Annotated in this window: 8 protein-coding genes; 6 read left to right on the forward strand and 2 right to left on the reverse strand. The window is 71.3% G+C overall.

Annotated elements, in window-relative coordinates; translation table 11 throughout:
• Positions 1–42 precede the first annotated feature (42 nt).
• The gene (locus tag ACIG5F_RS19835) at positions 43–999 is read right to left on the reverse strand and encodes a DNA topoisomerase IB (protein WP_396519348.1); all 957 of its coding nucleotides are present in this window, start codon (positions 997–999) and stop codon (positions 43–45) included.
• 59 nt (positions 1000–1058) lie between these two features.
• Here ACIG5F_RS19835 and ACIG5F_RS19840 point away from each other — a divergent pair, with 59 nt between their 5' ends.
• On the forward strand, positions 1059–2678 hold the full coding sequence (locus ACIG5F_RS19840; RefSeq protein WP_396519350.1) for a cation:proton antiporter: 1620 nt from the start codon (positions 1059–1061) through the stop codon (positions 2676–2678).
• Between the two features lie 69 nt (positions 2679–2747).
• On the forward strand, positions 2748–3926 hold the full coding sequence (locus tag ACIG5F_RS19845; protein WP_396519352.1) for a zinc-dependent alcohol dehydrogenase: 1179 nt from the start codon (positions 2748–2750) through the stop codon (positions 3924–3926).
• A gap of 55 nt (positions 3927–3981) precedes the next feature.
• Here the strand turns inward: ACIG5F_RS19845 and ACIG5F_RS19850 are convergent, their stop codons facing one another.
• Positions 3982–4470 (reverse strand): ATP-binding protein, encoded by a 489-nt coding sequence (locus ACIG5F_RS19850; RefSeq protein ID WP_396519354.1) that lies wholly within the window; start codon positions 4468–4470, stop codon positions 3982–3984.
• 143 nt (positions 4471–4613) lie between these two features.
• Between ACIG5F_RS19850 and ACIG5F_RS19855 the strand changes: the two genes are divergently transcribed.
• The 4 genes from ACIG5F_RS19855 to ACIG5F_RS19870 all read left to right on the forward strand — a co-directional run bounded on the left by ACIG5F_RS19855 (position 4614) and on the right by ACIG5F_RS19870 (position 13404).
• Positions 4614–4985, forward strand: a complete 372-nt coding sequence (locus ACIG5F_RS19855; RefSeq protein WP_396519356.1) for an STAS domain-containing protein — start codon at positions 4614–4616, stop codon at positions 4983–4985.
• 222 nt (positions 4986–5207) lie between these two features.
• Positions 5208–9758 carry a HAMP domain-containing protein gene (locus ACIG5F_RS19860; RefSeq protein ID WP_396519358.1) on the forward strand — a complete coding sequence of 1517 codons (4551 nt, stop codon included), beginning with the start codon at positions 5208–5210 and terminating at the stop codon, positions 9756–9758.
• Between the two features lies 1 nt (position 9759).
• Positions 9760–12090, forward strand: a complete 2331-nt coding sequence (locus ACIG5F_RS19865; protein WP_396519360.1) for a GAF domain-containing SpoIIE family protein phosphatase — start codon at positions 9760–9762, stop codon at positions 12088–12090.
• Positions 12091–12447: 357 nt separating this feature from the next.
• On the forward strand, positions 12448–13404 hold the full coding sequence (locus tag ACIG5F_RS19870) for a hypothetical protein (protein ID WP_396519362.1): 957 nt from the start codon (positions 12448–12450) through the stop codon (positions 13402–13404).
• The last annotated feature ends 2 nt before the right edge of the window (positions 13405–13406 follow it).

A 13406-nucleotide genomic window follows, 5' to 3' on the forward strand; every position in this document is an offset into this window, starting at 1 on the left:
GATGTCCGGGTTCGACGCCGCCGCAACCCCGCGGCGACGTCCTCAGTCGTCGAAGCCGGTGCGGGCCAGCAACCGGGCGACCGCCCGCTCCACGCGGTCCAGATCCGTGCTCGGGCCGATGGTCCGATCCCGCTCGAAGGCGAGAACCACCCGAGGGTCCACATAGGACTTGCGGGCGATGGCCGGGGTGTTGCCCAGGTGCGCGGCGACTTCCTTGAACATCTCGCGGATCGCGACACGCTTGCCGCCCCGGCCCTTGCGGCCGGCGAGGATCACGGCGGCCAGCACGGTGGCGTTCCAGGTGCGGAGGTCCTTGGCGGTGAAGTCGTCGTCGACCAGTTCGTGCAGCCGCTCGTTGACGTCCTGGGCGTCCAGGGGCCGCCATTGCCTGCCGTCACGATGCATCAGGAGCCGGTCGCTGCCGGTGCGGGCGCGCCGCAACGAGGACACCGCCTTGGCCAGGTCGGGATCCTCCAGGGCCACGCGGCGTTCCTGTTGGCCCTTGGCCGGAAAGCGGAACTCCACCCGTTCGCCGCGGACCGTGACGTGGTCCCGCAACAGCGTGGAAACCCCGTAGGTGCCGTTGGACTCGACGTACTCGTCGTTGCCGACGCGGAACACGCCCTGCTCCAGCATGCGCAGGGCGACAGCCGTGACCCGCTGCCGGGCGAAGCCGCCGGCCGCCAGGTCGTCGCCGACCTGCCGGCGCAGCGCCGGCAGCTTCGCGGACAGTTTCCGCACGCGGTCGAACTTCTGTCGGTCGCGGTCCTCCCGCCACTGGTCGTGGTAGAGGTACTGCTTGCGGCCGGCGTCGTCGGTGCCGGTGGCCTGGATGTGGCCGTTGGGCCACGGGCAGATCCAGACGTCCCGCCACGCCGGGGGAATGGCCAGGGCGCGGAGTCGGTCCAGGGTTTCCCGGTCCGTGACGGCCGAGCCGTCCGGATGTCGGTAGCCGAAGCCACGGCCGTGGCGGCGCCGGCTGATGCATTCACCGGTCAATCGGCTCCGTCTCAACCGCATGCCGGCCGGATACCCGTTCTGCCAGGGGGTTAACGCCGGTGGCGCTGGGTACTGCCTTCGACGGGGCCATCGAAGGAGGGCGAGCCGGTGCGGTTGCTGACCGAGAGTTCCTCGGGGTGACGCCGCTGGCGGTGGTGGCGCTGGTGGCCGGCTCCCTCGCGGTGCGCGCGGTCGCCGTGAAGCTGCGCCTTCCGCCGCCGCTGGCGTTGCTGGCGGTCGGGTTGGCCGTCTCGCTGGCGCCGGGGCTGCCCGATTTCCAGCTGGAGCCGGAGTTCGTGCTGGCCTTCGTGCTGCCGCCGCTGGTGTACTCGGCCGCCCTGGACAGCTCGTACGTCAACATCCGCTCGATGCTGCGGCCGGTCGCCCTGTTCGCGGTCGGCCCGGTGCTGGCCACCATGGCCGCGGTCGGGGTCGCCGCGCACCTGCTGCTGCCGCAGTTCCCCCTGGCGTCGGCGCTGGTGTTGGGCGCGGTGGTCGCGCCGACCGACGCGGTGGCGGCGATCGCGATCGGCCGCCGGCTGAACGTGCCGCGGCGGGCGATGGTGTTGCTGGCGGGGGAGAGCCTCGGCAACGACGCCGCCGCGCTGACTCTGTGGAAGCTCGCGCTCGCCGTCGCCACCGGCGCGGCGATGACGTGGTGGCAAGGGATTCTGGCGTTCCTGTACGCGGCTGTCGTCGGCGGCCTGATCGGCGCGGCGATCGGCTTCGCCGTGCACCACGTGCGGCTGCGCATCGGCGACGGCGTCTTGGAGAGCGCGATCGGCGTGGCGACGCCGTTCGCCTGTTACGCGCTCGCCGACCAGGTCGAGGCGTCCGGGATTCTGGCCGTCGCCGTGGCCGGTGTCCTCATGGGACACAAGGCCCCGTACGGCCGGCACACCACCCGGTTGCAGGAGAACGCGGTCTGGCGGTCGGTCGACGTGCTGCTGGAGTCGGTGGTGTTCGGCGTGATCGGGCTTCAGCTGCCGGCCATCGTCGGGGCCGCCGGGCCGAGCTGGCGGCTGGTGGGCGTGAGCGCCGCCCTGGTGGCGGTGACGGTCGCCGTCCGGGTGGTCTGGGTCTACCCGGTGGCCTACCTGCCGGCGTTGCTGACGCGTCGACGGGATCCGCCGGACCCGAAGGCGACCACGGTGGTGGCCTGGGCCGGGATGCGTGGTGTCGTGTCGCTGGCCGTCGCCTTCGCCACGCCGCCGTCGATGCCCGGCCGGGACCTGGTGCTGTTCGTGACGTTCGCGATCACGGTCGGCACGCTGCTGCTGCACGGTTCGACGCTGGCGCTGGTGATCCGCCTGCTCAAGGTGCCCACGCACGAGGAGCGCGCGGACGCCGACGACGAGGCCAGGGTGCGCCACGAGGCCGTCGCCGCCGCCGGCGAGGAGCTCGACCGCCGGGTGTCCGACAGTGACGAGCCCACGCCCGACCAGGTGGTGGAGCTGCTGCGCTCGCTGGCCGAGCACCACCAGGGCACGGCCCAGGAGTGGATCGAGGAGCAGGACGGCGGCCGCGCTGAGGCCTTTCAGCGGCTGCTGGCCACGATGCTGGACGTCGAGCGCCGGGTCGTCGTCGCGGCCCGGGACGCCGGCGAGATCGACGACGAGGTGCTGCGGCGGATGCTGCGCGAACTGGATCTACGCCAGGCCAGCGTGGACACCCCCTGATCGGTGGCGGTTGCCCGGTGGCGCACCGGGTAGCCGGGGCTGACAACGTTTCTCCGGAAGGGAAAGCCGATGAAGGCAGTGACCTGGCACGGCCGGCGTGACGTGCGGGTGGACACCGTGCCGGACCCGCGGATCGAGCAGCCGACGGATGTGGTCGTCGGCATCACCTCCAGCGGCATCTGCGGGTCCGACCTGCACCTGTACGAAGTGCTGGGGCCGTTCCTGGACGAGGGCGACATCCTCGGCCACGAGCCGATGGGCGTGGTGGAGGAGGTGGGGCCGGAGGTGACCGCCGTGCGGCCCGGGGACCGGGTGGTGGTGCCGTTCAACGTGTCCTGCGGGACGTGCTTCATGTGCGGACAGGGGCTGCACTCGCAGTGCGAGACCACCCAGGTGCACGAGCAGGGCAGCGGCGCCGCGCTGTTCGGGTACACCAAGCTGTACGGGCAGGTTCCCGGCGGGCAGGCGGAGTTCCTGCGGGTGCCGTTCGGCAACACGCTGCCGATCAAGGTCCCGGACGGCCCGCCGGACGACCGGTTCGTGTACCTGTCCGATGTGCTGCCCACGGCGTGGCAGGCCGTCGAATACGCGGCGGTGCCCGAGGGCGGCAGCCTGGTGGTGCTCGGCCTGGGGCCGATCGGCGACATGGCGTGCCGTGTCGCGCAGCATCGGGGCGTGGGCAAGGTGATCGGCGTCGACCTGGTGCCGGAGCGGCTGGCCCGGGCGCGGGCCAACGGCGTCGAGGCGGTGGATCTGCGTGAGCCCGAACTGGTCGCGGCGATCCGGGACATGACCGACGGGCGGGGCCCGGACGCGGTGGTGGACGCCGTGGGCATGGAGGCGCACGGTTCGCCGAACGCCCAGCTGGCCCAGCAGATGACTGCCCTGCTGCCGGACGGGATCCAGGCCTGGCTCATGAAGCGGGCCGGTGTGGACCGGTTGCACGCCCTGTACCTGGCCATCGACATCGTGCGGCGCGGCGGGACCATCTCGTTGGCCGGCGTGTACGGCGGGATGACCGATCCGATGCCGATGCTGCGGATGTTCGACAAGCAGATCCAGCTGCGGATGGGGCAGGCCAACGTGCGCCGCTGGGTCGACGAGCTGCTGCCGCTGCTGGTGGACGGCGACCCGCTCGGCGTGGAGACCTTCGCCACGCACCGGGTTCGGCTGGACCAGGCCCCCGCCGCGTACCAGATGTTCCAGCAGAAGCGGGACGGGGCCGTCAAGGTCCTGCTCCAGCCCTGAGACCACCGCGGTGGACCAAGGCCATGCGGCGGCGTGGCCCTCTGGTCCACCGTGTCTAGGGCTGGTCGCTCGTGCTGGCCAGCCAGCTCATGCGGACCGTGGTGCCCATTGCGTGGCGACTCACATCCAACGCCGAGGTGGCGCGTTCCATGATGAGCAGCCCTCGTCCCCGCCAGTTCGGGGCGCCGCTCTCGGGCGGCTTCCAACGGCCGCGATCGGCGACGGTGACGGTGACCAGGTCGCCGCAGCGGCAGGCGTGCAGGTCGAAGGTGCCGCCCGGTTGCTCGTAGGCGTGGTCGACGATGTTGGCCATCGCCTCGTAGACGGCCAGGGCCGCGTCGTCGACCTGCTCGTCGTCCAGGCCGGCGGACCTCGCCCAGGCGGTCAGCTGCTCCCGGGCCCGGCTCAAGGCCTCGGCGACGGCGGGGTGTCCGGTGAGGAGCAGGTCCGCGACGGCAGGCGCATCCTCGGAGTCGGTGTCTTCGGAGCCTAGGGCGGCCGATTCGGCCACGTGCACCACCTGTTCGCGTTCACTGCCGGTCACGGCCTGTGCTCAGCGCCGAGTACCCGGGCACCGCGGACATAATCGCGCATTCGGTCCAGGCACGCAGGCCCACCGTCGATCAGCGGCGGCGGGGGCATCGGTCTACGGTTTGGAGGACGTCAAGGGACCGGAGGCCCCGAAGGATGAGCGAGACCAGCTCGCGAGCAGACGCGCCCGTGCTCTGGGTCGACACCGAGTTCGCCGGGGCGGCGGTGGTGGTGCACGTCCGCGGGGAGATCGACATGGTCAGCAAGGACCGGCTCGACGAGCGGCTGCGGGCCGCCGAGGCCGTCGCCGTGCCGCCGGCGCCGGTGGTGCTCGACCTGACCGGTGTGCGGTTCCTCGCCTCGATGGGCCTGGCGCTGCTGGTCACCCACCACGAGCTGTGCGCCGACCGGGGCACGCCGTTGCGCGTGGTCGCGACCGGCCACCAGGTGCTGCGCCCGATCCAGATCACCGGCCTGGACCAGCTGCTGGCCATCACCAGGTCGGTCGCCGAGGCCGTGGGCTCCTGAGCGCTCGCGCGCGGCCTCGCCGCGCCTGGTGATATACACGTCTGGATTGCTGTCATCCACGGTTCTGCTGGTTCAGCAGCCAGCTGGCGGGACCGCCTCGGCCTGTGCGCTTTCCAGTCGCGCGCGGGCGGGGCGGTGATGCGCATTCTGCCCAGCAGAAACGTCGTTTTTCCGCGACGCCGGCGCGCCCGGCGGTCGGCGGCGAGCGGAACGAGGATGGCGATGAGCGGAGCGACGCTCGAAGTCGCGCAGGTCGGCGAACCACAACTGCGTCAGCTGCTGGTGGGCCTGACGGCGGTGCGGGACGGGGACTTCGGCACGCGCCTGCCGGACGACGCGCAGGGTCTGCTCGGCGAGATCGCCGGCGTCTTCAACGGCATGGTCGACCAGCTGTCGCTGTTCACCTCCGAGGTGACCCGGGTGTCCCGGGAGGTCGGGACCGAGGGGCGGCTCGGCGGCCAGGCCAAGGTGCCGGGCGTGTCCGGCACGTGGAAGGACCTCACCGACTCGGTGAACGCCATGGCCGGCAACCTCACCAGCCAGGTCCGCGACATCGCCCAGGTCGCCACCGCGGTGGCCAGGGGCGACCTGTCCCAGAAGATCGACGTCGACGCGCAGGGCGAGATCCTGGAGCTGAAGGAAACCGTCAACACGATGGTGGACCAGCTCTCGGCGTTCGCCGACGAGGTCACGCGGGTGGCCCGCGAGGTCGGCAGCGAGGGCCAGCTCGGCGGCCAGGCCGACGTGCAGGGCGTGTCGGGAACCTGGCGGGACCTGACCGACTCGGTGAACTTCATGGCCGGCAACCTGACCGACCAGGTCCGCAACATCGCCCAGGTGACCACCGCCGTCGCCAAGGGCGACCTGTCGCAGAAGATCACCGTGACCGCCAAGGGCGAGATCCTGGAGCTGAAGAACACCATCAACACGATGGTCGACCAGCTCTCCGCGTTCGCCGACGAGGTCACCCGCATGGCCCGCGAGGTCGGCACCGACGGCCGCCTCGGCGGCCAGGCCGACGTGAAGGGCGTGTCGGGGACGTGGCGCGACCTCACGGACTCGGTGAACTTCATGGCCGGCAACCTGACCGACCAGGTGCGGTCCATCGCCCAGGTCGCGACGGCGGTGGCCAAGGGCGACCTGTCGCAGAAGATCACGGTGACCGCGCGGGGCGAGATCCTGGAGCTGAAGAACACCATCAACACGATGGTCGACCAGCTGTCCGCGTTCGCCGACGAGGTCACGAGGGTCGCTCGCGAAGTGGGCACCGAAGGCCGGCTGGGCGGGCAGGCCGACGTCAAGGGCGTGTCCGGCACGTGGAAGGCCCTCACCGAGTCGGTGAACGTCATGGGCGACAACCTGACCGCGCAGGTGCGGTCCATCGCCGAGGTCACCACCGCGGTGGCCCGCGGCGACCTGTCGCAGAAGATCCGGGTCGACGCCCGCGGCGAGATCCTGGAGCTCAAGGAAACCATCAACACGATGGTCGACCAGCTCTCGGCCTTCGCCGACGAGGTCACGCGGGTGGCCCGCGAGGTCGGCACCGAGGGCAATCTCGGCGGTCAGGCCACGGTTCGCGGCGTGTCCGGCACCTGGAAGGACCTGACCGACAACGTCAACGTGATGGCGTCCAACCTGACCGGCCAGGTGCGGTCCATCGCCCAGGTGGCGACGGCGGTGGCCAGGGGCGACCTGTCGCAGAAGATCACCGTGGAGGCCAAGGGCGAGGTCGCGGCGCTGGCCGGCGTGATCAACACGATGGTCGACACGCTGTCCGCGTTCGCCGACGAGGTGACCAGAGTCGCCCGCGAGGTCGGCACCGAGGGCCAGCTCGGCGGCCAGGCCCGGGTGCCCAACGTGGCCGGCACCTGGAAGGACCTCACCGACAACGTCAACTCGATGGCCAACAACCTCACCAACCAGGTCCGCAACATCGCCCAGGTCACCACCGCCGTCGCCCAGGGCGACCTGTCCAAGAAGATCGACGTGGACGCGCGCGGCGAGATCCTGGAGCTCAAGACCACCATCAACACGATGGTGAACCAGCTGTCCGCCTTCGCCGACGAGGTCACCCGGGTGGCCCGCGAGGTCGGCACCGAGGGACGGCTGGGCGGCCAGGCCGAGGTCGAGGGCGTGTCCGGCACCTGGAAGCGGCTCACCGAGAACGTCAACGAGCTGGCCGGCAACCTGACCCGGCAGGTGCGGGCCATCGCCGAGGTGACCAGCGCCGTCGCCGAGGGCGACCTGACCCGCTCCATCACGGTCGAGGCGTCCGGCGAGGTCGCGGAGCTCAAGGACAACATCAACTCGATGGTGCAGTCGCTGCGCGAGACCACCAGCGCCAACCAGGAGCAGGACTGGCTGAAGTCCAACCTGGCCAGCATCTCCGACCTCATGCAGGGACGGCGGGACCTGGCCGTGGTCGCGGACCTGGTGATGGACGAGCTGACGCCGCTGGTCGGGGCCCAGTACGGGGCCTTCTACCTCACCGAGGAGGCCGATCCCGCCCCGATGCTGCGCCTGATCGGCTCGTACGGGCATCCCGACGACCTGGCCGGCGACGGGCGGCCGACCCGGTTCCGCTGGGGGCAGTCGCTGGTCGGCCAGGCCGCGCGCAGCCAGCGCACGATCGCGCTGGAGGACGCGCCGGCCGACTACGTGACCATCTCCTCCGGACTCGGCCGGACCGCGGCCCGCACCGTCATCGTGTTGCCGATCGTGGTGGAGGGCCAGGTCCTGGGGGCGATCGAACTGGCCTCGGCGCACCAGTTCACCCCGATCCAGCGGGCCTTCCTGGAACAGCTGATGGGCACCATCGGCGTCAACCTCAACACCATCATGGCCAACGCCCGCACCGACGAGCTGCTCGGCCAGTCCCAGCGGCTGACCACCGAGCTGCAGACCCGGTCGCAGGAACTGCAGGCCCGCCAGGAGGAACTGCAGCAGTCCAACGCCGAGCTTGAGGAGAAGGCCGCGCTGCTGGTCAGCCAGAACCGGGACATCGAGACCAAGAACCTGGAGATCGAACAGGCCCGCCAGGAGCTGGAGACCCGGGCCCAGCAGCTGGCGCTGGCCTCCAAGTACAAGTCCGAGTTCCTGGCCAACATGTCCCACGAGCTGCGCACGCCGCTCAACAGCCTGCTCATCCTGGCCCAGCTGCTGGCCCAGAACCCGAACCGCAACCTGACGCCCAAGCAGGTGGAGTACGCCGGCATCATCCACTCGGCCGGCTCGGACCTGCTCCAGCTGATCAACGACATCCTGGACCTGTCCAAGGTCGAGGCGGGCAAGATGGACATCAGCCCGGAGCAGGTGCCGCTGCGCCAGCTGCTGGACTACGTCGACGCGACCTTCCGGCCGTTGACCACCGAGAAGAGCCTGGGCTTCCGGATCACCACCGCCACCGGGGTTCCGGTCGAGCTGCTCACCGACGACTCGCGGCTGCGGCAGATCCTGCGCAACCTGGTGTCCAACGCGGTGAAGTTCACCGAGACCGGCGACGTGGAGCTGCGCATCGAACCGGCCGACCCGGCGCACCTGCCGGCGGCCGTGCGCCGACACGGCTCCGCGCTGGCCTTCCATGTGGTGGACACCGGCATCGGCATCGCCGACCAGCAGCTGGAGACGATCTTCGGGGCCTTCCAGCAGGCCGACGGCACGACCAGCCGCAAGTACGGCGGCACCGGCCTTGGCCTGTCCATCAGCCGTGAGCTCGCGCAGCTGCTGGGCGGCGCGATCACCGCGCACAGCACCCTGGGCAAGGGCAGCACGTTCACCCTCTACCTGCCGGTCGCGCGCCCCGACTTCCACCCCGTCATCGCTGCCGAATCGGTGGTGCGCGCGGAAGAACCGGACCCCGCGCTGGTCGTGCCCGCGCCACGGCCGCCGACGCCTTCGGCCCCGGGCCGGCAGCCGAAGCGGCTGCTGGTGATCGAGGAACGGCAGCAGGGGCTGCTCTCCATGGTGGCGCAGAGCGCGGTGGCCGACCTCGGCCACGGCCAGGTGCTGGCTCAGGACCTGCCGGTGGAGGTGACGACCGCGGTGGGCCCGGAAGAGGCCGCCGCCCAACTGGCCAGGCAGCCCTACCACTGCGTGGTGCTCCAGCTCGACATGCCCGAACAGGCCGGTCTGCGCTTCCTCCAGGCCCTCGACGGGGACCCGGGCCTGCGCGGCGTGCCCGTGCTGGCCCACAGCACACGACGGCTGTCCTCGGAACAGGAGCATGGCGTCGCCGCGCAGGCCGAGGTCCAGCCCGTTGAGCTGATCGCGAGTCTCGACGAGCTGCGCGAGCGGGTCGCGCTGCACCTGAGCGCTGAGCAGCCAGGCGACGTGCTTCCCCTGGTACGCCAGGAGGAACCGGCGTCGATACCGGCGCCGGAAGCCGGGCTCGACGGTCGGCTCGCCGGCCGGACGGTGCTCGTCGTGGACGACGACGCGCGCAATGTCTTCGCCCTGACCAGCATCCTGGAGCTGCACGGCCTGCGGGTGCTGCACGCGGACAACGGCCGCACCGGCATCGAGGCGCTGGCCGCGCACCCCGAGGTGGAACTGATCCTGATGGACGTGATGATGCCGGAGATGGACGGCTACTCCGCGACGGCGGCGATCCGGGCCATGCCCGAACACGCCGACCTGCCCATCATCACCGTGACCGCCAAGGCGATGCCGGGTGACGGGGCCAAGAGCCTGGCGTCCGGCGCGAACGACTACGTCACCAAACCGGTGGACACGCGGGACGTGATCGCGCGCATCCACCGCTGGTTGCAGGGCTGAGATGACCACATCCGGACCATCCGCCGAAGGCGCGGGCGCCGGCCGGCTGGCCGAGACCGTCGACCGGCTGCGCCGCGAGATCCGACGCGCCGAGGCCGCCGCGGACGGGCGCGCCCTGATCGAGCTGGCCAAGGGCGTGCTCGTCGAGCGCCTGCGCTGCGGCCCACAGCAGGCGGCCGAGCAGTTGGCCGCGCTGGCCGAGGAATCGGGCCAGACCCTGCTCGAGTTGGCCGTGCAGGTCATCAACAAGGCCGCCGACGACCGCCTCAGCTCGGTCGCGCAGCACCTGGTTCGGCCCGACGACGCCGATCAGCGTGCGGTTGTCCGGCTCCGTACGGCCGAAAGCGGCGCCGCCGTCGCCGCCGACGTGCAACAGGTCGCGGAATCCCTGCTGTCCCATGCGCTCCGGCCCCTCGGCGTCACCACGGTCGCCATCTGGGCCGCCGCCGTCGACGGCTCGCTGACCTTGGCCGGCTGCGCCGGGATCGCCGCGGTCGAAGCCCAGCGCTGGCGTTATGTGCCGCCCGGCGTCGCCACCGCGGCGAGACGGGCGCTGCTGGAGCGTGACGTCGTGCAGTTCGCCGACCTCGCCGAGGCCGGCCTGCCGTCGGTCGCGGGGCCGCACGGCGGCCGGATCGTCTGCCCGGTCGGCAGCGGCGGCCGGATCATCGGCGTGCTGGAGGTCGGCTGGCCCGACCCGGTGCCGCCGCAGCAGTCGCGGATCCTGCGGCAGATCGAGGCGCTGGCCCAGCTGTGCGCGTCCACTGTGGACGATGGGGTCGCGCCTGGTCGGCCGGGCGTCGCCGTCGCGGTGGAACGCGAGGCGGCCGAGCTGATCGACCTCGCCGACGGGGTGCTGGACCCGGCCCTGGTCCTGGGGCCGCACCTGGACAACGCGGGGTCGTTGGTGGACTTCCGCATCCTGCACGTCAACGAGTCGTTCAAGGATCCGGCCGGCCGGCCCCGCGGACTGATCGCCGGCGAGCTGCTGCTGGAGGCCTTCCCGCTCGCGGCGGGGGAGAGCGGGCTGTTCGACAAGGTCGAACACGTCTACGCCACCGGGGAACCGCTACGCGCCGATCGCCTGGTGCTGACCGCGCTGGTCGACCAGATCCGGCTCACCTCGACCGCCACGGTCAGCATCACCCGGCACGGCCATCACGTCCTGCTGATCTGGCGGCTCCAGGACGAGGCGGCCCGGCTGGCCACGCTGCTCCACCACGCCCAGCGCCTGGTCCGCGTGGGCGGGTTCGAGGAGAACCTGCTCACCGGCGAGACCACGTGGCACAGCGAGTTGTTCGCGTTGCACGGGCTCGCGCCGACCGCGCGGCCGGTGCCGCTGGCCGAGATCGCCCAGCACGCGCATCCCGACGACGCCGACGCCATCGGCCGGCTGCTGCGGGCCGTGCTGCACCACCGGCGGCCCGCCTCGGCCGCGTTCCGGCTGCGCCGGCCGGACGGGGTGTCCCGGCACATCCGGGTGATCGTGGAACCGGTGCTCGGCCAGGACGACCAGGTGGTCGGCGTCCGCGGCGCGTACCAGGACATCTCCGCCCAGCACTGGACCGAGGTCGCCCTCGCCGCCACCCGCGACCAGCTCGCCCAGGCCGAGCAGCAGGTCGCCGAGCAGAACCGGCTGACGCTTCAGCTCCAGCGGGCCATCATGCCCGCCGCGCAGGGCCCGATCGACGCTGTGGGGCTGCACATCGCCGTACGGTACCGGCCGGCCGAGTCCGAGTACCTCGTCGGCGGCGACTGGTACGACGCGGTCGTCCTGCCCAACAAGCAGGTTCTGCTGTCCGTCGGGGACATCGCCGGGCACGGCGTCACGGCCGCCACCGGCATGGTGATGCTGCGCAACGCCCTGCGTGGTCTGGCCACGACCGGCGCCGGCCCCGCGCAGTTGTTGGCGTGGTTGAACCAGGTCGCCCACGACCTCACCGACCGCGTGCTCGCGACCGCGATCTGCGCCCTGTACGACCCGGCCACCAGGACCGTGCGGTGGGCCCGCGCCGGTCACCTGCCGCCGCTGCTGATCCGCGAGCGTGACGCGACCAGCCTGCCCCTGACCCGCGGCCTCGTGCTGGGCGCCCGCGGCGAGTCGGCGTACGAGGAGGCCGAGCTTCAGCTGGACTCCGGCGACATTCTCGTGCTGTACACCGACGGTCTCGTGGAACGGAAGGGCCACGAGCTCGACGAGTCGCTCCACCACCTCGTGCAGACCGCACAGCGCGCCCAGGCCGCGCTGGAGCAGCGGATCGACTACCTGCTCACCCACAGCAACGCCGACACCGACGACGACACGTGCATCGTGGGGGTGCAGCTGCGCTGACGGATGTCCAGGAGCCAGGGTGAAGCCCTCCCGCATACATTGCACGAATGTTCAATCATCTTTCCTTTCCCCGGGGAGTGGCCGTAGCGTCGGCGTTGTCCGGGTGGTCGCACAACGCCGTGTGGGTGGGCCGGGGATCGCGGGGAGAGTGCGACTGCTCCTGGCGTTCGCCGGCGTGGGAATCCGCTGGGCCGCTGCGACGGGGGTGGTGTCCGCGCCCTCGATCCGGTGGCTGTCCCGGGTTTCCTTCGCGTGGAACGGGGAGAGCGTCATATGGGTGGCAGGGTCATCTATGCCCTCGGTGAATTCGATGTCCCATTGGGCGGAATTCGAATAGCCACTGAACACGTCGGACTGTTGGTCGACGCGGGCGTCGAGGCCTATCGGTGGACACCGACGCCGGGATACCGGTACACCTGGTTCGACGATCACGTGCCCACGCTGTCCGGCCTGGAGATCGACCTGGCCGAGGACGACATCCTGGTGATCCCGGAGATCGAGGTGCTGCCGCACCGCGATCCGGCCCCCGGGGCCCGGAAGGTCGTCTTCAACCAGGCGTACTTCCTGACGTTCGTCGCCTGCCCGGACGTCGACGACTATCCGGGCTGGGCCGGCGAGACCGCGATCTGGACGGTGTCGAGGGAAAGCGTGGATGTGCTGAGCGGGGCCATTCCGCACGTGCGTCCGCAGCTCATTCCGAATCCGGTGGACGCGGAGCTGTTCGGGCCGGCGGACGTGCGAACCCCGAGCATCGCCTGGATGGCCCGCAAGCGTCCGGGGGAATCGGTGCTGCTGCGGCGCCTGCTGCGTAATGACCCGAGATGCGCGGGCGTGGAACTGCGGGAGATCCGGGGCCTGTCGCACGGACAGGTCGCCGAGCTGATGTCGACGACCTCGGTGTTCATCGCGATGGGATCGCCCGAGGGCGAGTCCTTCGGCCTGCCGATCGCCGAAGCGCTGGCCAGCGGGTGCCTGGTCACGGGGTACGCCTCGGGCGGTGGCGCGGAGCTGTTCGACGCCCCGGGGACCTGGGCGGTGCCGGACCTGCGCACCGCGCTGCTGGCCGACCAAGCCCTCGACCTGGTGCGCCGGCCCGACCTGGAGCAGGCCCGCATCGACGGCCGGAAGTGGGTCACCGAGCGCTACAACCGGGAGGTGACGACCAAGGCCCTGCTGGAGGCGGTGGAGCGAACCCGGGCGCTGCCGGGCGTCGCGTCGCGGGCCACTCATCCCGTTGTGTGGGAGGCAGCGGAGATCCAACCGTTCTTCGCCGCGGCGCGAGCCTCGCTGGAAGCGGCGGAAACCGGCGAGTGACG

Source organism: Kutzneria sp. NPDC052558, assembly GCF_044547355.1.
Taxonomy (GTDB): domain Bacteria; phylum Actinomycetota; class Actinomycetes; order Mycobacteriales; family Pseudonocardiaceae; genus Kutzneria.

Bases quoted from the DNA above. Each gene is read 5' to 3' on its own strand.
- ACIG5F_RS19855 (WP_396519356.1), top strand. From the start codon at position 4,614: ATGAGCGAGACCAGCTCGCGAGCAGACGCGCCCGTGCTCTGGGTCGAC.
- ACIG5F_RS19845 (WP_396519352.1), top strand. From the start codon at position 2,748: ATGAAGGCAGTGACCTGGCACGGCCGGCGTGACGTGCGGGTGGACACC.
- ACIG5F_RS19860 (WP_396519358.1), top strand. From the start codon at position 5,208: ATGAGCGGAGCGACGCTCGAAGTCGCGCAGGTCGGCGAACCACAACTG.
- ACIG5F_RS19865 (WP_396519360.1), top strand. From the start codon at position 9,760: ATGACCACATCCGGACCATCCGCCGAAGGCGCGGGCGCCGGCCGGCTG.